The sequence below is a fragment of the Kitasatospora herbaricolor genome (assembly GCF_030813695.1).
In the GTDB taxonomy this organism is placed as follows: Bacteria; Actinomycetota; Actinomycetes; order Streptomycetales; family Streptomycetaceae; genus Kitasatospora; species Kitasatospora herbaricolor.
Genome location: NZ_JAUSVA010000002.1, coordinates 2,921,783 through 2,939,884, shown reverse-complemented (window position 1 = coordinate 2,939,884; position 18,102 = coordinate 2,921,783). Strand labels below are relative to the sequence as shown.

Genomic DNA, 18,102 nt, shown 5'->3' with positions numbered 1-18,102 from the left:
GCCGGACCCGCACGAACGCCCGAAACGCATGTGAGCAAGTACGAAAGCAGGAGCAGTGACAGCACAGGACGCCCCCACCGGCCCCGCCACCACCGCCGCGACGGCGCCGTGGACGGGCCGCTGGGTCACCGACCGGCTCGGCATCGGCCTGACCGGATCGGAGCGGCTGCCCGAGTTCGTCGGCCTCGCCCTGCGCGAGAACAAGAAGCGCGCCCACCTGCTGGTCTCCAACGTGCTCGGCAAGCACGTCCCGCAGCGCCCCGGCGTCGTCCACGGCGCCGGCCTCGACCTCGGCCGCCGGGTCCGCGAACTCCTCGGCGAGGACGCCTCCCGGCAGGCCGTCGTGCTCGGCTACGCCGAGACCGCCACCGGCCTCGGCCACAGCGTCGCCGACGCCCTCGGCGCGCCCTACCTGCACTCCACCCGGCGGCCGGTCCCGGGCGTCACCCCGGTCGGCGGCTTCGAGGAGGAGCACTCGCACGCCACCTCGCACCTGCTGCTCCCCGCCGACCCCGCACTGCTGGCCGGCGACGGCCCGCTCGTCCTGGTCGACGACGAGTTCTCCACCGGCAACACCGTCCTCAACACCATCCGCGCCCTGCACGCCGGCCACCCGCGCGCCCACTACGTGGTGGTCTCCCTGGTCGACCTGCGCGGCGAGGCCGACCGCAGCCGGCTCGCCGAGGCCGCCGCCGACCTCGGGGCCCGCCTCGACCTGGTCGCCACCGTCAGCGGCGGCGTCCGGCTGCCCGCGGACGTCATGCCCCGCGCCCAGGCGCTGATCGACCGCGCCGAGCCCCCCGCCCCGCTGCCCGACGGGCCGCCCGCCCCCGTCACCCGGGTCGACCTCGACTGGCCCGCCGGCCTGCCCGACGGCGGCCGGCACGGCTTCACGCCCGAGCACCGGGCCGCCCTGGACACCGCGCTGCCCGAACTGACCAAGCAGCTGCTCCGGGGCCTGGTCGCCGGCCCCGCCACTCCGAACCCCGGCCTCGCCGCCGCCCCCCGGGTCCTCGTCCTCGGCTTCGAGGAGCTGATGTACGCCCCGCTGCGGCTGGCCGGCGGACTGGCCGGCGTGCTCGGCGAGGAGAGCGTCCGGTTCTCCACCACCACCCGCTCCCCGGTCCTCGCCGTGGACGACCCCGGCTACGCGATCCGCACCAGGCTCGCCTTCCCCGCCCACGACGACCCGGCGGACGAGGGCTCCGGCGAGCGCTACGCCTACAACGTGGCCCCCGGCAGCGACCCCCGCCGCCGCTTCGAGGCGATCGTCCTGGTCGTCGACGACCACGGCGACACCGCCGCCCTGCACCAGGGCGAGCGGGCGCTGCTGCGCCAGCTGCGGCAGGTCACCGACCACGTGGTGCTCGCCGTCCTGCCCTCCTACCGGCCGGGCCGCGCCGCCGCGCCCGCCGCGCCGTCGGACGGACCGGGCACCGCCGCCCCGTCCGTCCCCGTACCGCCCCCGGCCCCCTGATGGGCCGGGACCCTCGCCCGCACCCCGGCGACCACCGGCCCGCGAGCGACCGTCAGCCCGCGACCGACCACCAGCCCGCGTCCGACCATCAGCCGCGCACCAGACCGAAGGCGAACATGACCACGCTGCCCCCCAGCACCGCGACCACACCGCGCCCGCTGTACGGCCCGGAGTTCTCCTCCTACGCCGCCGCCGATGTCACCTGGCTGCTCACCGACCTCTCCGACGTCCCGCTGGAGGCCCCGACCGAGGAGCGCGAGGAGGCCGTGCAGAGCGGCGGCGCGCACTACGCGGAGTCCCTGCCCGTCGAGTACCAGCCCAGCCCCGAGTACCAGGAGCTGTTCCACCAGGCCCTGCGCACCTCCGCCCGGCGGATCGCGCTGGCCGTCGGCACCGTCGCCGAGACCCTGCTGCGCGAGCGCGGCCGCGGCCTCGTGCTCGCCTCGCTCGCCCGCGCCGGCACCCCGGTCGGCATCCTGATCCGCCGCTGGCTCGCCTTCGCCCACGACATCGACACCCCGCACTACGCGGTCTCGATCGTCCGCGGCCGCGGCATCGACCAGGTCGCGCTGCGCTACCTCGCCGCCCACCACGAGGCCGCCGACGTGGTCTTCGTGGACGGCTGGACCGGCAAGGGCGCGATCACCCGCGAACTCGCCGAGGCCCTCGTCGGCACCGGGTTCAACCCCGAGCTCGCCGTCCTCGCCGACCCGGGCGGCTGCGTGCGCACCTACGGCACCCGGGACGACTTCCTGATCCCGTCCGCCTGCCTCAACTCCACCGTCTCCGGCCTGATCTCACGCACCGTGCTGCGGGCCGACCTGATCGGCCCGGACGACTTCCACGGCGCCAAGCACTACGCCGACCTCGCCGGCGCCGACGTCTCCAACTCCTTCCTGGAGACCGTCGCCGACCACTTCGAGGCCGTCCGCGAGGAGGCCCTGGCCGCCGCCGCGCGGCTGGCCGGGGAGGATCGCACCCCCGGCTGGGAGGGCTGGGCCGCCGTCGAGCGGATCAGCGCCGAGTACGGCATCGACAACGTCAACCTGGTCAAGCCCGGCGTCGGCGAGACCACCCGGGTGATGCTGCGCCGGGTGCCCTGGCGGGTGCTCGCCCGGCGCGGCGCCGGCGCCGACCTCGACCACGTACGACTGCTGGCGGCCCAGCGCGGGGTACCCGTGGAGGAGGTCGACGACCTCCCCTACTCCTGCGTCGGCCTGATCCACCCCCGATACAGCCGGGGCGCGGTCGGCGAAGCCGGCACCGCCGTCCTGACGAAGGAGGCCTGACGCCTGATGAGTACCGACCGGCAGTTCCTGGTGGCGAGCGACCTCGACCGCACCCTGATCTACTCCAACCGCGCCCTCGCGCTGGACGTCCCCGACCGGCTGGCACCGCGCCTGCTCTCGGTCGAGGTGCACGACGGCAAGGCGCTCTCCTTCATGACCGAGCAGGCCGCCGAGCTGCTGGTCGAGCTCGTCGGCGCGGCCGTCTTCGTGCCCGCCACGACGCGCACCCGCACCCAGTACGAGCGGGTCAACCTGCCCGGCCCGACACCCGGGTGGGTCCCGCAGTACGCGATCTGCACCAACGGCGGCCAGATCCTGGTCAACGGTGTGCCGGACCAGGACTGGCAGGCCGAGGTCCGCACCCGGCTGGAGGCCGCCTCCGCCCCCCTGCGCGAGGTCGTCGAGCACCTGGCCCTGGCGGCCGACCCGGAGTGGACCCACAAGCGCCGGGTCGCCGAGGACCTCTTCGCCTACCTGGTCGTCGAACGCGCCGAGCTGCCGGCGGGCTGGCTCGACGAGCTCACCGGCTGGTGCACCGAGCGCGGCTGGACGGTCTCCCTCCAGGGCCGCAAGGTCTACGCGGTGCCGTCCCCGCTCAGCAAGAGCGAGGCCCTGGCCGAGGTCGAACGCCGCCTCGGCGGCGCCACCGTGTTCTCGGCCGGCGACTCCCTGCTCGACGCCGAACTCCTGCTGGCCGCGGACGCCGGCTGGCGCCCCGGGCACGGCGAACTCGCCGACTCCGGCTGGACGGCGCCCGGCGTCACCGCCCTCACCCAGGTCGGCGTCGCGGCGGGCGAGGAGATCGTCCGCCAGATCCTGGACCGCGTCCGGGCCGGCGCCCGCCCGGGGGCGGCGCGGACCGCGCCCGCGCGGTAGGGCGGCAGGACCGCCCGCTCAGGGCGGGAGGGCAGCTCCGGACGCGGCCGGTCCCTGACGCCGGCCCGGAGCCGCGCGCCCGGGTCAGCCGCAGCAGCCGCCACCGCAGCAGCCGCCTCCTCCGCCGGAGGGGGCCTGCTGCGGTGAGGCCGAGGCGCCGCCGCCCACGCCCGTCACGGCGACGGTGGAGAGCAGCTTGACGGTGTCGGGGTGCCCCTGCGGGCACACCGCCGGATCGTTGGCCTGGGCCATCGCGCGGCGGAGCTCGAACGTGGCGCCGCAGGAGCGGCAGCGGAAGTCATAACGAGGCATGTCCGCAGGGTACCCAGCAGATCAGCCCGCGGACACGCCCCGGTCGCGCTTCTGCCGGACGTACACCTGCTTGCGCACCCGCGCGACGACCGAACCGTCCGCCGCCACCACCTCGGTGTCGAACCAGACCAGGGCCTTCTTGCCGTCCTGGGTCAGCTCGCGGATCTCGGCGAGCCGGTCGTCGGTCAGCGTGAACTCGGCGAAGATGTCGCCGCGCCCCGGCGAGACGAAGCTGATCTCGGCGGCGGCGTCCCACACCAGGTAGTCCCGGCCGAGGTTCTGCATGACCAGCAGCATCCAGAACGGATCGGTCATCGCGAAGATCGACCCGCCGAAGTGCGTGCCGACGTAGTTGCGGTTCAGCCGGCCGAGCCGGAGCCGGACCTTCGCGAAGCGGAAGTCCTCCGCGACCGACAGCACCCGGATGCCCGCGAAGAGGAAGGGCGGCCAGAGGTTGATCCCACGCCGGAAGGTCGCGGCGGTCATGGTGCGCTTACGTGCCATGGGAGGACTCTAGCCGATCAAGTTACCGGCGAGTAATGCCGTGTGCCGGCCACCCGAACCGCCTCCCGCGCGCCTCCCGCGCGCCTCCCGCGCCGCTCCCGCGCCGCGGTCAGTGGTGGCCGCCCGCGCCCAGATCGCCCCGGATCAGCTCCACCACCTGGGCCGCCGTCTCCCGGACGGCAGCCAGCTCGCCGAGGAAGTGCCAGTAGTCCGGGTGCCGGCCCGCGGCCTCCAGTGCGGCGACCGCCCGGTCGAGGCGCGCCACCGCCGAGTCCAGCGGGCCCGCGTGCCGGGGGTCCGGCGCCTGCCGGCCGGCCATCGCCAGCCGCTGGGCGTCCCGCAGCGCGAACCGCGTCCGCTCGATCTCGCGGTGCGGGTCGTGCTCCACCTCGTTCAACCGCCGGAGCCGGTCGTTGACCGCCGCCACCGAGTCGTCCGCCGTGGTGAGCAACGCCCGTACGGTACCGATCGCGCCCGTCGCGTCCGGCCAGCGCTGCTCGTCCCGGGCCCGCGCCGCCTCGGCCAGCTTCTCCCGCGCGGCCCGCACCGCCTCGCTCACCTGCACCGGAACCCGCTGCAGGTCCTGCCAGCACGCACTGCTGAACCGGCGGCGCAGCTCGCTCAGCGCCGGCTCCACCGTCCCCGCCTTGGTCTCCAGCGCCTGGATCCGGGTCCGCAGACTCGCCACCCGGCGATCGATCTCCTGAGCCCGCTCCGGCAGCCGCTGAGCCTGCTCGGCCACCGCCTCCGCCCGCCGCGCCACGTCGTCCGCCCGCTTCAGCGTCGGCGCGACCCCGTGCTTCGAGGCCCCCTCGTTCAACCGGGTCAGCTCGGGCGCCAGCTCGGCCAGCTGCGCCGCCAGATCGTCCGCCTTCAGCCCGGCCGCCCGGACCGCCTCCAGTGCGGTGGTCGCCGCCAGCAGCGAACGCTTCGCCTTCTCGACGGCCGGCGTCACCCGCATCAGCTGCGACTCGGCCTGCTGCAGCAGCGGCTGCAACCGCTGAAGGAACCCGTCCAGCTCGGCCTGCGCCGACCCGAGCTGCCCCTTCACGTCCTCCAGCCGGCGCCGGGCCTGGGCGGCCGCGCCCGACTCCAGCTCCTCGGCGTCCAGGTCGTACGCGTCGAGCGCCGCCAGGTAGTTCACACTGACCTGGTCCACCCGCCCCGACACCTGCTGGAAGTCGGCCAGGACCTGGCGCGCCGCCGCACTGTCCTCGGCCGCCCGCACCGTCTCCACCGCCAGCTGCACGTCCCGCTGGGCCGAGTCCAACTCGTAGAACGCCTGCTGCGCGGCGTCCCGGGCGGCTCGGGCATCGGCCCGCAGCGTGTCGTTGCGCCGCCACCAGCCGCCCCGGCCACCCCCCGCGCCACCGAACGCGGCCGCCCCGGCGGCCCCCACCATCCCCGCCACCACCAGCGGCAACACCAGCGCCTCGACCGCCGCGCCCCCGAGCCGCCCCCGCCCGCTCCCGCCGGCCACTCCCACGTCCGAGCTCCCTGCCTAGCCGTCCCGTCCCGCCGGACCACCCGAAGGTCGGCCCGGCAGCTGATCCACCACCCATTCTTCCCGATCACCCCCACCGACCGGCACCCCTCCCACCACAGCCACGCGCCCGTCCCGTCCAGCCCCGCCGCACCTGCCGCCGCCCCGGCTCCCCGCTCCCCTTCCACTCCTGTCCCACTCCTGTCCCACTCCTCGGCCATGTGCACCGGAGGGTCCCCCGGACCAGGTACTCTTGCCTTTCGTCGTGCCCCACGGGCCGCGACGGGGGGCGCGTAGCTCAGTGGTAGAGCGCTGCTCTTACAAAGCAGATGTCGGCGGTTCGAAACCGTCCGCGCCCACATCCGGCGATCCACGGTCGCCAGCACGAAGGGCCAGTTCGGAGGCTTGATCCTCACGAACTGGCCCTCTGTCGTTCCCGGCGGCGGGGGAGTGCTCAGCCGGGCCGTGCCATCCCCGTGCCAGATGCCGGCGGCGGGGCCTGCCGGCCGAGCGCCCTCCGGACGGTTTCACCCATGCGGTCGGCCCGGTCCCGGTCACTGGTCATGTGCCGGTAGATCAGCGCGGCGCGGGTGGTGCTGTGGCCCGTCCTTGCGGAGCGCGGCCAGTTCTCCGAAGCGGGGGGGGGTGAAGGCGGTCAGGAGGACAAGGGTCCGCCAGCGGGGACGGATGGCGTCCGCGACGGTGAAGACCTCGGTGATCGTGAGGACGGGACGCTCCGGCACGTCGTAGGCGTCGGCGCCCTTGGTACGGCAGGGGTTGCGCTGGATCAGTTCGTCGTCGACGGCGGTGTGCGTGATGGCCCGCAGGAGCTGATGGGCCTTGACGGCGGACGGTTCCCCGGCGGCCCATGCCTGACGAGGATCCGCGCTTGATGAGGCCGGAGAGACCCCAGCACCCGCAGCCCGGGTCTACGCTCGCAGTGCATAGAACGAACATCTCTCCGGGGGCCTGCATGAGTGACTACCTCAACCACGTCAATGCCGCTCAGGCGTACTTGGCGAAGCTTCCCGAGCGACTGTCGGACGCGACCATCGTTGAGGCAGCAAAGGTCGAGGCGACCCTCGCGCTCGCCGCAGCCGTCGCTGGTCGAGCAGGGGAAGTGAAGGAAGAGCCTCGGCCGGTCAGCTGAATCTCCGACCGCGCCACAAGGGGCTGGCACTTGGGCGAACAAGCACGAACGTTCAGGGGCTGTCGGTGCAGGTCCGTGCACTTGTCCCCGACGTTGCCCGAACGTCCATGGTGTCGAGCGCCGGGCGCGGGGTGCCTTGAGCCACGTGGGTGCGGACGTTCATCGTCAGCCCGGTCGGGCTGTGACCCAGGATCTCCGTCGCAACCCGCGGGGCGGCGCCGACGGGGAACCGGATCGTAGGCCCGGTTCTGGCGCCTGCCTGGTGGCCGGGGCGGGCGTCAGAACGCCGGGTGCGTGAAGGCCATGGGCTCCTGCCCGGGCGGGCAAGGGTCGCCGATGAGCTGTGGTCCGGCCCGTCTTCCGAAGGCCACCTGTCAGTGCCCGGCCGTACGGTGCGCTCGCGGGTGTGCTGGGGAAGAGCTTGGTCCTGGAGGCTGAGACGTGTTGTTGGAGAACAAGACCGCCATCGTCTACGGCGCCGGCGGCGCGGTCGGTCAAGCGGTGTCCCGGGCCTTCGCCCGCGAGGGGGCGTGGGTCTTCCTCACCGGGCGCAGGTCGGCGGGGCTTGGGGAGTTGGCGGCGGAGATCAGGGCCGGGGGCGGCCGGGCGGAGGTGGCCCAGGTTGATGCGCTCAACCGGGACGCGGTCGATCGGCATGCCGCCGAGGTGGTCGAGATGGCCGGCGGGATCGACATCTCCGTCAATGCGGTCAGTATCCGTGGGGACTTGCAGGGGACGCCTCTCGTGGAGTTGTCCCTGGAGGATTTCCTCACGCCGGTGAAGACCGCGGCGACCGCGAATTTCCTCACTGCGACGGCGGCGGCTCGGCACATGGCGGGAAGGGGCTCGGGTGTGATCCTGATGTTTTCGACCGCCGCGTCCCGGCTCTCCGGGCGTGACCAGGGTTTTCACGCGACCGGGGGGTTCGGCGTCGCCTGTGGCGCGGTGGAGTTGCTGTCGCGGCATCTGGCGGGAGAGGTGGGGCCGTCGGGGGTGCGCGTGGTCTGTCTTCGGCCGGACGGGATTCCGGACGCCTGGGTGACCTGGGGCATGATCGAGGACGCCGCGCCCGATCCGGAAGGCAGTGCGACGGTCAAGGCGTACATGGAGCGTGGTACAGCGCTGCGCCGGCTGCCGAGGCTGGCCGAAGTCGCCGACACGGCCGCCTTCATGGCGTCCGACCGGGCCGGCGCGGTCACGGGGACGGTGGTCAACCTCAGTTGCGGCTCGGTGATCGACTGAGCCGTGATCGACTGATCCGTCGTCGGCGGGGCCACCGCCTGTCGTCGACGCGGTGGAGCCCGGACCGGTCCACCGCTCGGGTGCCGAGGGCGGTCCGGCGGTGGCCGACCGCCCGCGGCCCGTGCGTAAGGGGAGAACGGAAGCGTGACGACGGACCCGCACCTCTTCGTCGAGGCCGGCTCGTGCTGGGCCCGGCGCGTTCCGGGCTTTCCCCGGTTCGACCGCGACTTCCGGGTGACCGCCGTGCACACGAAGGACGGGGTCACGTACGTCGAGACCGAGCGGCTGGACACCGGTGCGCGGTCGAGGGGGCTGCTGGACGACGTACTCGCACACGCGACGCCCGTCGAGGGGCCCTGATCCGTCGAGCGGTGGCGGAGCGCCCGTCCGGGAGGAGCGGTGGTGCCGAAGGGGAGGGTGTGGCGTCGTCCGACGTCTTTCCCTTATGTCCGAACCGGTGACCGGGCGCGTGGTGAGTGCTTCAATGACCCTCGACAGAGCGGTACTTGATCTGCGGGGGAGTGGGTACGAGGATGCGGAAGTCCTACTACGCGGCGCACGTCCACATGATCCTGGGCGTGATCTCCGGGCTGTACTACCGGGAGTTCACCAAGGCGAACGACTTCGAGGGTGACACCCAACTGGCGCTGATCCACACGCACCTGCTTGCACTGGGCATGCTGGGGTTCCTGATCGTGCTGGCCCTGGACAAGCTGTTCCAGCTGTCCGGGACGAGGCTGTTCACCGCCTTCTTCTGGTTCTACAACGCCGGGATCGGGATCACCGTCTCGATGATGTTCGTCCACGGGACCGAGACCGTGCTGGGCAGCAGCGTGCCGGAGGCCGTGTCGATGACGGCCGGGCTGGGGCACATCCTGCTCACGGTCGGGTTGATCCTGCTGTTCGTGCTGCTGGGCAAGCGTCTCAAGGATCCGGTGGCGGCCGAGGCGAAGGAGTCGGCTTCGGCGGAGACCCCGGCCTGAGGGCGCGCGGGGAGCGCGGAGGGGGACGGGTGCACCCCTGATCGGACCCATCGGGGTGCGGGCGGGCGGAACCAGCGATCGGATAGGGGCATGGCTACTACTGAACGCTGGCTGGCGAGGTACTCCGAGCAGCTGATCCACCTCGCCGAGGGCATCGATCCGAACGCGGCCGTCCAGTTCGTCCGCGAGGTGTACGAGGCCGGGCGGGCGGCGGGCATCGCCGAGGCGGAGAACGGGAAGCGCGAGTCCGAATAGCGGCGGGCGTCCGATGCACGCGCCGGGCCCGGACGGTGCGCGCCCCCCCGGGAGGGCGCCCGCACCGTCCGGGCCCGGCGGCCGCCGTCCGGGGCTCACCCCGTCGAGAGGGCCTCGGTGGGGGTGAGCCTGGCCGCCCGGGAGGCCGGATAGAGGCCGGCGACGGCGCCCACCAGGGCCGAGGCGGCCACGGCGGCGGCCAGGGCTCCGCCGGGGATGGCGAAGGGCCAGTGCTTGGCGGCCGCGTAGCCGTAGGTGGCGACGCCGCCGAGGGCTGCTCCGGCCAGGCCACCGAGGCCGGCCAGGGTGACCGCCTCGGTGAGGAACTGGGTGAGGATCTGGGCCCGGTTGGCCCCGAGGGAGCGTCGCAGGCCGATCTCCTGCCGGCGTTCGAGGACGGCGATCACCATCGTGTTGGCCACGCCGACGCCGCCGACCAGAAGGGCGACCGCGCCCAGGCCCAGCAGCAGGGCGTTGAAGGTGTTCTTGGCGGCGAGCTGGGCGGCCAGCGCGTCGGACGGTCGGCTGACCTTGACCTCGTTGGGGCCCGCGGGGTTGACGGTCGGGGCCAGCACGTCGCGTACCTGTTCGACGGCGGACTCGGCGGTGCGGGTGTAGACCGTGGTGGGGTGACCGTCGAAGCCGAGGTGTTCGGCCGCGGCCTGCCAGCCGACCAGGGCGGCGGTGTCGAGCTCGGGGGCCAGCGTCACCGGTTCGAGGATGCCGGTGACGGTGAACCACTGCTCGCCGAGCCGGACCAGGCCGCCCGGCCGCTCGACGGCCAGGCGGGCCGCGGCCTTGGAACCCAGCACGACGGTCGGGTACCTGCTGCTCGCGGCGGTCAGGAACCGGCCGCTGCTCAGCCGGCCGCCGACGGTGTCGAGCAGATCCTCGCGGGCGGCCAGGACGGCGATGCCACCGGTGATCCCGGCGTCGACGTGGTCGTTGCGGCGAACGGTCGCCCGGGTCTTCCCGGTCGCGGTGGCCGAGGTGACCGGGCCGATGCGTCTCACCATGGCGTCGGCGTCCGTGGGGAGCGGGCTGTCCTTGCCGGTGAAGCTCTGGCCGGGGCCGACGGTGAGCAGGTTGGTGCCCAGCTTGGCTATCTGGGAGGCGAGTTGGGCCTGACTGGAGGTGCCGATGCCGACCACGGCGACCATCGCCGCGACACCGATGGCGATGCCGAGGGCGGAGAGCACGGCCCGCAGTTTGCGGCCCCGCAGGCCGGAGACGCCGACGGCCAAGGCGTCGCGGGGCCGGAGCCGCGCCGACCCCGGCAACGGGTGGGCGCTCCGGGAGGGCCGCCCTGAGCCGTCGGGTGCGGGCCTGATCGACGCGGTGGCGGTGGCGGTGGTGGGGGCGTTGGGGGCGGTGGGGGAGGTGGCCGGGGTGCTCATGCGACCGCCTTCGTCGTGGTGTCCTCGCGGATCCGCCCGTCCAGGATCCGCACCCGACGGGGCAGGCCGGCGGCGAGCTGCGGATCGTGGGTGATGACCGCGATCGTGGTGCCCTCGGCGTTGAGTTCGCGCAGGAGCTGGACGACCGAGGCGCCGGAGGCGGAGTCCAGCGCGCCGGTCGGCTCGTCCGCGAGGACGATCTGCGGCCGGGCGACCAGGGCGCGGGCGATCGCGGTGCGCTGGCGCTCGCCGCCGGACAGCTCGTGCGGGCGGTGGCCGAGCCGGTGGCCGAGGCCGACCCGCTCCAGCGCCTCGGCGGCCTGCCGGCGGCGCCGGCTGTGGCGGACCCCCTGGTAGAGCAGCCCGGTGGCGACGTTGTCCAGTGCGCTGAGGTGCGGGGAGAGGAAGAACTGCTGGAACACGAAGCCGATCCAGTGCGCCCGGACGGCCGACAGGCGGCGGTCGGAGAGCCTGGCGATGTCGTGCCCGAGCACCTCGACGCTGCCCGAGCTGGGCCGGTCGAGGGTGCCCATCAGGTTGAGCAGCGTCGACTTGCCGGAGCCGGACGGGCCGACGATGGCCAGGAGTTCACCCTGGCGGATGGTGAGGTCGGCGTGGTCGAGGGCGGTCAGGCCGCCGCGGTAGGTCTTCGAGGCCCCGCGCAGTGCGATCACCGCGGGGGCCGGGCCGGGGAGCCGCGCGTCGGGCAGGCCGTAGGCCGGATCGGGCAGCAGGTCGGGCAGGCGGTCGGGCAGTGCGCTCACGGGCTCGGCACCAGCACCTTCTGGTCCTCGCGCAGGCCCTCGCCGCCGATCTCCACCCGGCCGTTGGCGAACAGGCCGGGCTTGACCCCGATCAGTCGCCGGCTGCCCGCCGACTCGACGACCTCCACCGCGTACCCGCCCTCGGCCAGTGCGACCAGGGCGTTGACCGGTACGGACAGGACGTCCTTGCGGCTCCGGCTGGTGAAGCCGACCGTGACGGGGGCGCCGTCCAGGGTGCCCGCGTCCTCGGGCCTGTCCAGCGCCACCAGGACCTGGACGGTGGCCTTGCCACCGCCGCCCAGGCCCGGATCGGGGTTGTCGTCCTTGGCGGCCACGGTGCCGATCGAGGTGATCGTGCCCGTGGTCGACCTGCCGTCGGGCAGGCGTACGGTCACCTTGTCGCCCTGCTTGGCCAGGGTCTGCTTGTCGACCGGCAGGTTGACGCTGATCTGGCGGCCGGTGCCGGAGACGGCGGCGACCTCGCCCTGTGCGGGCGCGCCGACGACCACCTTGACGGCGGTGATCCGGACCGGACCAGGCTGGACCACGATCGCCGACGGGTCGACCCGGCCGCTCTGCGGCACCCCGAGGGACTTCTGCCAGCGCTTGACGGCGGCGGTGGTCGCGTCGGTGAACTTCTCGTCCACCTGGAGGTCCTTGCCGAAGCCGAGCGCGGCGAGGTTCTGCTCCAGGAGGCGGACGTCCGGGCCGTCCGGGACGCCCTTGGTGAGGGCTCGCCAGAGCGGTGCCTCACCCTGGAAGAGCGGCACGGGACGACCGTTGACGTGGTAGACGGTGTCGCCCCGCTTGAACGAGTCGCCGACCTTGGGCAGCCCGGTGAACAGGCGGGTGCCGGTGTTCCGGTCGTCCGCGTCCGGGTCGCCGCCCTTCGGGCCGCCCGACGGGCTCGGCGAGGGCTGGCCGCCGCCCTGGGGCCGGGGTGCGCCGCCGGGGCTCTCGCCCTGGCCCGAGCCCTGGTCGGGCGCCGGCGCCGGGGCCTGGGCGTACAGCGATCCGGTCCCGGTGTAGCCGAGCGTCCCGTCGATGTCGGCGGTCACCGTGAGGTCGCCCCGGACGATCGGCGCGGTCGTCCCGTGCTCCTCCGCCTGGGCCGCCACCTTCTCGGGGCCGCCGGGCGCGAGCAGCACCGCGCCGCCGACCCCGAGGGCGGCGAGCACGGCGACGGCCGTGACGACGAAGGCCCGGGTACGGGTACTCCGACGGCCGCGCCCGGGCGGGGCGGGGACGGCGGCGGCCGTCGGGTGGCCGGAGCCGGCAGCGAAGAAATCGGCGGTGGCGTCGGTGCTGGGATCGGTGCTGGGATCGACGGCGGGATCGACGGCGGAATCGGTCGCGGGGCCGGTCACGGGGCCACCACCGTTGCCGCGCCGAGGGCGCCGCCCGCGCAGGCCTGCATGGCCTTCTCCATGGTGTCCTTGTCGGCGTTGTCGCTGCCGAAGGTCAGCCCGCCCTCCTCGCCCGGCTTGGGGTCGGGCATGTCGACGCCGTGCTCCCGCATGCAGCGCGCCATTGTCAGCGCCCGTTCCCGCTGCTCCGCCTTGTCCTTCTCGGAGAGCACACCGCCGTTCGGGAGCCACTTGCGGCAGGCCTCGTCGGCGGCCTGCATCTTGTCCATCTCCGCGCTTCCGGCGGCGTCCGCCGGCCGGGCGGCCATGGCCGGCATGCTGCCGTCGGCGTTCGGGTCGGGCATGTCGACGCCGTGCTCGCGCATGCAGCCGGCGAACTTCACCATGTCGCCCTTCTCGCCGGCGGCGGCCTGCGCCGGCGCGCTCGACGAGGCCCCCTTGTCGGCGAGCGAGGCGACCTTGTCGCCGCGGCCCGAGCCGGCGCCGGCGGAGCAGGACGAGAGCAGCAGCACGGTGCCGAGCGCCAGTGCGGTGGCACCGAGCACCGCGAGCCCGAGCCGGCCGGTGCGCCGCTCGGCACCACCCGGGAGATGGTCGGAGGAGGAGTGACAGGCGCCGTGGCAGTCGTCCTGACCGCTGCCGTGACGGTCGCGGTCACGTTCGCCGGGGTTCCGCATCGCGAGGTCCCTTCGCCCGGGGCGGCCCGCTGCCGCCCGGCATGCGGCAGTTCTACGTAAGGGCCGGTTCGGGCCCGGTTCGGACGGTGCTAACCGGGAGCTAACCGCCCGCAGCGGATGCTGTCCCAAGCCGGGAGCGGCGGCCCGTGACGTGCGGATCCGCGCCAGGCCCGGACGCCGGACGGCGGACGGCCCGGTGGACAGCCGATGGGCCCGGACCGGCCCGGAACATTCATGACCAGAGGGGTCGAACACGGATGAAGGTGCTCATCGTCGAGGACGAGGCGGAGCTGGCCGACCTGCTCGCCGACGGACTGCGCCGGCAGGGCTTCTCGGTCGACACCGCCGGCGACGGCGCGCAGGCGCTCTCCCGGGCGGCCGGCGCCTCGTACGACGTCGTCGTGCTGGACCGGGACCTGCCCGTCCTGCACGGCGACGCCGTGTGCCGGACCCTGGTCGCCACCGGCCACGGGGCCCGGATCCTGATGCTGACCGCCTCCGGATCGCTGGCCGAACGGGTCGACGGGCTGAACCTCGGCGCCGACGACTACCTCGCCAAGCCCTTCGCGTACACCGAACTCGTCGCCCGCGTCCACGCCTTGGCCCGGCGCGGCGGTGCGGGGGCACGGAGCACCGTGCTGGCACGGGACGGCGTCGTCCTGGACACCCAGCGGCACCTGGCCGAGCGGGACGGGCGACTGCTGCGGCTCAGCCCGAAGGAGATGCTCATCCTCGAACTGCTGCTGGCCGCCGACGGCGGCGTGGTCACCCACGGGGACCTGCTGGACGAGGCGTGGGAGGAGGCCGTCGACCCGCGCAGCACGGTGGTGAAGGTCGCCATCCACGGGCTGCGCCGCAAGCTGGGCGAACCGCCGCTGATCGAGAGCGTGCCCGGGATCGGATACCGGCTGTGAGCGCGGGCGCGGGCGCGGAGCAGACAGTGCAGGTGGAACAGACAGTGCAGGTGGAGCAGGTGGAGCAGGTGGAGCAGGTGGAGCACGCGGAGCGGACGGGAGGGCGCGGCGGGCTGCGGATCCGCACCCGGCTGGCGCTGCTGCACGCCGGGCTGTTCCTGGCCTGCGGGGCCGTCCTGCTCATCGTCCAGTACCTCGCGGTCAACCGGATCATCGGCGACAACCAGGCCGTGATCACCACGGTCCCGGCGACCGTGGCCGGTGCGGCCAGTACCGTCCCGGAGGCGGACGACCCGCTTCTGACGGGCGCCCTCCTGGCCCGGCCGGCCGAACCGTACGGGGGCGTGGTGTCCGGGCTGACCGCGCCGCAGGCGGCCCAGGCCACCACCTTCGCGGCAGCCCGGTTCGTCGATTTCAAGACCTTGGTGCTGGGCTCGCTGGTGGGTCAGTCGCTGGCCGCCCTGGGTGCGATGGCGCTGGTCTCGGCGGGTCTGGGCTGGTGGACGGCGGGGCGGTCGGTGGCCCGGCTGCGCACCGTGACGGCGGCGGCGCGGCGGATCTCCGAGCAGAACCTGCACGACCGGTTCGCGCTGACCGGGCCCGAGGACGAGATCAAGGAGCTCGGCGACACCTTCGACGCCATGCTCGTCCGGCTGGAGCGCTCCTTCGCGGCGAACCGCCGGTTCGCCGCCAACGCCTCGCACGAGCTGCGCACCCCGCTGGCGCTGCAGCGCACCTCGCTGGAGATCCCGCTGGCCGAGGGCAGGGTGCCCGAGGATCTCCGGCCGTCGCTGGAGCGGGCGCTGCGGGCGACCGCGCGCAGCGAGCGGCTGGTCGACAGTCTGCTGCTGCTCGCCAAGGGGCAGCAGGGGCCGCGGAGTTACCTGCCCGCCGACCTGGCGGGGCAGGCCGCCGACGCGGTGGACGCGCACCGGGAGCAGGCCGCCGCCGCGGGCATCGACCTCAGCTGCGACCTGGCGGGCGCGCCCACCTCGGGCGATCCCGTGCTGCTCGGGCAGGTGGCCGTGAACCTCGTCCAGAACGCGGTGCGGCACAACGAACCGGCCGTGGGCGGGCGCGGGCTGGTCCGGGTCAGTACGGCGAAGGTCGGCGGCGGCGCGGAGCTGCGGGTCGAGAACACCGGCTGCGCGGTCGACCCGGCCGAGGTGGACGACCTGTTCGAACCGTTCCACCGGGGCGCGGCCGCCCGGCTGGCGAGCGGCCGGCCGGGCTCCGGGCTGGGGCTGTCGATCGTGCAGGCGGTGGTCGAGAGCCACGGCGGCACCGTCCGGGCGCGGGCCCGGGCGGGCGGCGGCCTGTGCGTGACGGTGCGCCTGCCGGGGCCCCGGGCGGCCTGACGGTGCGCCTGCCGGGGCCCCGGGCCTGTTGGGCCGCTCCTTTCCGGCCGGGCGCGCTCGGCCCGGCCGGCAGGGACCGGTACTCCGGTCGGACGCCGCGGGCGATCCACCCGCGGGAGGGGCGGCGGGCCGCTGCCGGTCGTGGCAGCGGCGTCGCTCCGTCGGTTGGTTGGCGTGGCGCCCGGGTCACACCAGTGCCGCGCCGCCGTCCACCGCGAGCGTGGTGCCGGTGACGTAGGCGTTGGACAAGGCGAACAGATAGGCCGCCGCGGCTTCCTCGGCGGTGCCGACACGCCCCGTGAGCAGCCCGGACCCGGCGTCCTGGAGGAAGGCCTCCGGGTCCGGGACGCTGCTGTCCCACAGCTCGGTGCGGATCACACCGGGCTGGATCACGTTGACGCGCAGCGGGGCGAGTTCGACGGCGAGTGCCCGGGACAGGGCCTCGACGCCGCCGGTGATACCGGCCGCGAGCGCGGCTCCGGACAGGGGCCGGATCGCGAGGACGCCCGAGCTGAAGGTGATCGAGCCGCCGTCGCGCAGTCGCGGTGCGGCGTACTTGGCCGACAGGAACGCGCCCCAGAACCGCCGCTCGAAGAGGGCCCGGGCCTCCTGCGGGGTGGTGTCGGCCAGCGGCTTGATCAGCAGGGATTCGCCCGCGGTGTAGACGAGGTGGTCGAACTCCCCGACCTGCTCGAAGAACGCGGCGATGGCCTCGCCGTCGGCGACGTCCAGGCGGCGGCCTTCGGCCGGCCCGCCCAACCGCTTCGTCGCGGCGTCCACCCGGCCTTGGTTGCTGGAGGCGACCACGACGTCCGCACCGGCCGCCACGGCCTGTCGGGCCACCGCGAAGCCGATGCCGGAGGTTCCACCGATGATCACGATCTTCTTGCCGGCCAGAGACATGAGGTCCGTTCCTTCGTCGACGCGGTGCCGGGGCCCGGCACCTCCATGGCCCGAACGTACGCCTCCTCATCGAGACGATGAATAACTGAAGATCTCGACTCTTTGTCATCTCGTCTCGTCCTACCGGCGCTAGAGTGGTGCTATGGACATCCTGAGCGACACCCTCGAAGTCCTGCGCACGGGACGCCCGATGGTGACTCGAACCGACGCGCACGCTCCCTGGGCCCTGAGGTTCCAACCCGTCTCAGGAGCCGGATTCCACGTGGTCGTGGAGGGGCACTGCCACCTGCTCCCACCGCAGGGCCAACCGCTCGCGCTCGGACCAGGCGACATCGTGTTCCTGCGGCGCGGCAGCGGACACATCCTGTGCGACCTGCCGGACCGCGATCCGGTGGACTTCGTACCCGACCGCGTGGACCGTTCCTCGCCGATCGGCCAGGTCACGGTGGACGGACCGGGGGCGCGCACGGTGCTGGTGTGCGGCGCGTACGCGATCGACGTCGATCGCCCGCATCCGCTGTTCGGCGAACTGCCGGAGGTCGTCCACCTCCCCGCCGTTCCCGGCCGCCATCCGGTGCTGCGCTCGGCGGTCGATCAGCTGTGCGCCGAGTTCCACACGCCGCAGCCGGGTTCGGACGCGGTCGTCACCGCGCTCGTCGATCTGCTGCTGCTGTACATCCTCCGCTCGTGGTACGCCGAACTGCCCGCGGAGCGGTCCCGGGGCTGGACGGCCGCGCTGACCGACCCGGCGGTCGCCCCGGCCCTGAAGGCGATCCACGACGATCCCGGCCACCCCTGGACGGTGGAGTCGCTGGGCACCCGCGCCGGGTTGTCCCGTGCGGCGTTCGCCCGCCGCTTCGCCTCGGTGGTCGGCGAGCCGCCGTTGACCTACCTGACCAACTGGCGGATGGCCACCGCGGCGCGGTTGCTGCACCATTCGGCGGCCCCGCTGGGCACGGTCGCGCGGCACACGGGGTACACGTCGGAGTTCGCCTTCGCCAAGGCCTTCAAGCGGCACTTCGGATCGCCGCCGGGGGCCTACCGCAGGCAGGTCAGGACGGCGGGCGACGAACCACGCGGGGACAACTGGCGGTGAGGCCGGCGGCGCCCGTGCTTCTCGTACTTCACCTACGAGATCGCGCTCGACCCCG

17 protein-coding genes, 1 tRNA gene and 3 pseudogenes are annotated in these 18,102 nt (G+C 73.9%); 12 read left to right on the top strand and 9 right to left on the bottom strand.

Annotated elements, in window-relative coordinates:
• Positions 1-55 precede the first annotated feature (55 nt).
• The 3 genes and pseudogenes from J2S46_RS41025 to J2S46_RS13180 all read left to right on the top strand — a co-directional run.
• Positions 56-1,474: pseudogene (locus J2S46_RS41025) on the top strand (phosphoribosyltransferase family protein); the annotation flags it as partial.
• A 152-nt stretch (positions 1,475-1,626) separates the two neighbouring features.
• Positions 1,627-2,766, top strand: a pseudogene (locus tag J2S46_RS41020) (cysteine protease StiP family protein); the annotation flags it as partial.
• Between the two features lie 6 nt (positions 2,767-2,772).
• Positions 2,773-3,642: an HAD family hydrolase gene (locus J2S46_RS13180; RefSeq protein WP_191289143.1), complete on the top strand. Its 870-nt coding sequence runs from the start codon at positions 2,773-2,775 to the stop codon at positions 3,640-3,642.
• Between the two features lie 84 nt (positions 3,643-3,726).
• On the opposite strand, the gene J2S46_RS13175 is transcribed toward J2S46_RS13180, so the two are convergent.
• From J2S46_RS13175 to J2S46_RS13165, 3 genes are all read right to left on the bottom strand, one after another.
• Positions 3,727-3,954, bottom strand: coding sequence for an FmdB family zinc ribbon protein (locus tag J2S46_RS13175; RefSeq protein ID WP_191289142.1), 228 nt, complete (start codon positions 3,952-3,954; stop codon positions 3,727-3,729).
• A 21-nt stretch (positions 3,955-3,975) separates the two neighbouring features.
• Complete coding sequence (locus J2S46_RS13170) at positions 3,976-4,458, bottom strand: DUF4442 domain-containing protein (protein ID WP_229912477.1); 483 nt, start codon at positions 4,456-4,458, stop codon at positions 3,976-3,978.
• A gap of 109 nt (positions 4,459-4,567) precedes the next feature.
• Entirely contained in the window at positions 4,568-5,860 is a 1,293-nt protein-coding gene (locus tag J2S46_RS13165; protein ID WP_229912576.1) for a coiled-coil domain-containing protein, read from the bottom strand.
• A 368-nt stretch (positions 5,861-6,228) separates the two neighbouring features.
• Between J2S46_RS13165 and J2S46_RS13160 the strand changes: the two genes are divergently transcribed.
• Positions 6,229-6,300, top strand: a tRNA-Val gene (locus J2S46_RS13160).
• A 249-nt stretch (positions 6,301-6,549) separates the two neighbouring features.
• Here the strand turns inward: J2S46_RS13160 and J2S46_RS41095 are convergent.
• Positions 6,550-6,813, bottom strand: a pseudogene (locus J2S46_RS41095) (site-specific integrase); the annotation flags it as partial.
• Between the two features lie 101 nt (positions 6,814-6,914).
• On the opposite strand from J2S46_RS41095, the gene J2S46_RS13155 reads away from it, so the two are divergent.
• From J2S46_RS13155 to J2S46_RS13135, 5 genes are all read left to right on the top strand, one after another.
• A complete protein-coding gene (locus J2S46_RS13155) occupies positions 6,915-7,091 on the top strand; it encodes a hypothetical protein (protein WP_191289140.1) in 177 nt (58 codons plus the stop codon).
• A gap of 441 nt (positions 7,092-7,532) precedes the next feature.
• Complete coding sequence (locus tag J2S46_RS13150) at positions 7,533-8,333, top strand: SDR family NAD(P)-dependent oxidoreductase (protein WP_191289139.1); 801 nt, start codon at positions 7,533-7,535, stop codon at positions 8,331-8,333.
• Positions 8,334-8,477: 144 nt separating this feature from the next.
• Positions 8,478-8,693, top strand: coding sequence for a hypothetical protein (locus tag J2S46_RS13145; RefSeq protein WP_191289138.1), 216 nt, complete (start codon positions 8,478-8,480; stop codon positions 8,691-8,693).
• Positions 8,694-8,866: 173 nt separating this feature from the next.
• Positions 8,867-9,316: a DUF2871 domain-containing protein gene (locus J2S46_RS13140; RefSeq protein ID WP_191289137.1), complete on the top strand. Its 450-nt coding sequence runs from the start codon at positions 8,867-8,869 to the stop codon at positions 9,314-9,316.
• Between the two features lie 90 nt (positions 9,317-9,406).
• A complete protein-coding gene (locus J2S46_RS13135; RefSeq protein WP_191289136.1) occupies positions 9,407-9,571 on the top strand; it encodes a hypothetical protein in 165 nt (54 codons plus the stop codon).
• Positions 9,572-9,666: 95 nt separating this feature from the next.
• Here the strand turns inward: J2S46_RS13135 and J2S46_RS13130 are convergent, their stop codons facing one another.
• The 4 genes from J2S46_RS13130 to J2S46_RS13115 are packed head-to-tail and all read right to left on the bottom strand — an operon-like array spanning position 9,667 to position 13,776.
• Entirely contained in the window at positions 9,667-10,968 is a 1,302-nt protein-coding gene (locus J2S46_RS13130; RefSeq protein ID WP_191289135.1) for an ABC transporter permease, read from the bottom strand.
• Positions 10,965-11,699 (bottom strand): ABC transporter ATP-binding protein, encoded by a 735-nt coding sequence (locus tag J2S46_RS13125; RefSeq protein ID WP_370882309.1) that lies wholly within the window; start codon positions 11,697-11,699, stop codon positions 10,965-10,967. The genes J2S46_RS13130 and J2S46_RS13125 overlap by 4 nt, the downstream gene beginning before the upstream one ends.
• Before the next feature lie 29 nt (positions 11,700-11,728).
• Complete coding sequence (locus J2S46_RS13120) at positions 11,729-13,099, bottom strand: peptidoglycan-binding protein (protein ID WP_191289134.1); 1,371 nt, start codon at positions 13,097-13,099, stop codon at positions 11,729-11,731.
• The gene (locus J2S46_RS13115) at positions 13,096-13,776 is read right to left on the bottom strand and encodes a hypothetical protein (RefSeq protein ID WP_191289133.1); all 681 of its coding nucleotides are present in this window, start codon (positions 13,774-13,776) and stop codon (positions 13,096-13,098) included. Before J2S46_RS13115 ends, J2S46_RS13120 begins: the two co-directional genes overlap by 4 nt.
• Before the next feature lie 257 nt (positions 13,777-14,033).
• Between J2S46_RS13115 and J2S46_RS13110 the strand changes: the two genes are divergently transcribed.
• Together J2S46_RS13110 and J2S46_RS13105 are read left to right on the top strand one after the other, a co-directional pair.
• Positions 14,034-14,690, top strand: coding sequence for a response regulator transcription factor (locus J2S46_RS13110; RefSeq protein WP_190212145.1), 657 nt, complete (start codon positions 14,034-14,036; stop codon positions 14,688-14,690).
• A gap of 32 nt (positions 14,691-14,722) precedes the next feature.
• Positions 14,723-16,048 carry a sensor histidine kinase gene (locus J2S46_RS13105; protein ID WP_229912475.1) on the top strand — a complete coding sequence of 442 codons (1,326 nt, stop codon included), beginning with the start codon at positions 14,723-14,725 and terminating at the stop codon, positions 16,046-16,048.
• Between the two features lie 186 nt (positions 16,049-16,234).
• Here the strand turns inward: J2S46_RS13105 and J2S46_RS13100 are convergent, their stop codons facing one another.
• A complete protein-coding gene (locus J2S46_RS13100) occupies positions 16,235-16,951 on the bottom strand; it encodes an SDR family oxidoreductase (protein WP_191289132.1) in 717 nt (238 codons plus the stop codon).
• Between the two features lie 142 nt (positions 16,952-17,093).
• On the opposite strand from J2S46_RS13100, the gene J2S46_RS13095 reads away from it, so the two are divergent.
• A complete protein-coding gene (locus tag J2S46_RS13095; RefSeq protein ID WP_191289131.1) occupies positions 17,094-18,047 on the top strand; it encodes an AraC family transcriptional regulator in 954 nt (317 codons plus the stop codon).
• Positions 18,048-18,102 lie beyond the last annotated feature (55 nt).